Origin of the sequence: Novosphingobium clariflavum (assembly GCF_026420865.1) — a bacterium.
GTDB classification, from domain to species: domain Bacteria; phylum Pseudomonadota; class Alphaproteobacteria; order Sphingomonadales; family Sphingomonadaceae; genus Novosphingobium; species Novosphingobium clariflavum.
Genome location: NZ_JAPCWC010000123.1, coordinates 1 through 305 on the forward strand (window position 1 = coordinate 1; position 305 = coordinate 305).

Genomic DNA, 305 nt, shown 5'->3' on the forward strand with positions numbered 1-305 from the left:
TGATCTGCCCCCACCGAGTGGCCCGATTGGTTTGTTAGTGGATTAAGCCCATCGCCGCCATATCCGGACGGAGGTGGAGCGAAGCGGAACCGGAGGCCGGATATGGCGGTGTCGCCGTTTCCGGTGCCGGCGGTCGGTAGCCCAGGCTGCTGTGAGGGCGAACGGTGTTGTAATGCCGCCGCCATGCCTCGATCAGCACCTTGGCCTCAGCGAGGCTGTAGAAGATCTCGCCGTTGAGCAGTTCGTCGCGAAGCGACCCATTGAAGCTTTCGTTATAGCCATTCTCCCATGGTGATCCCGGGGTG

1 protein-coding gene is annotated in these 305 nt (G+C 61.6%); it reads right to left on the bottom strand.

The window, feature by feature from the left end:
* Positions 1-34: 34 nt before the first annotated feature.
* Positions 35-305 (bottom strand): integrase core domain-containing protein (locus tag OKA11_RS24570; protein WP_267225268.1); only part of this gene is annotated, 271 nt, incomplete at its 5' end.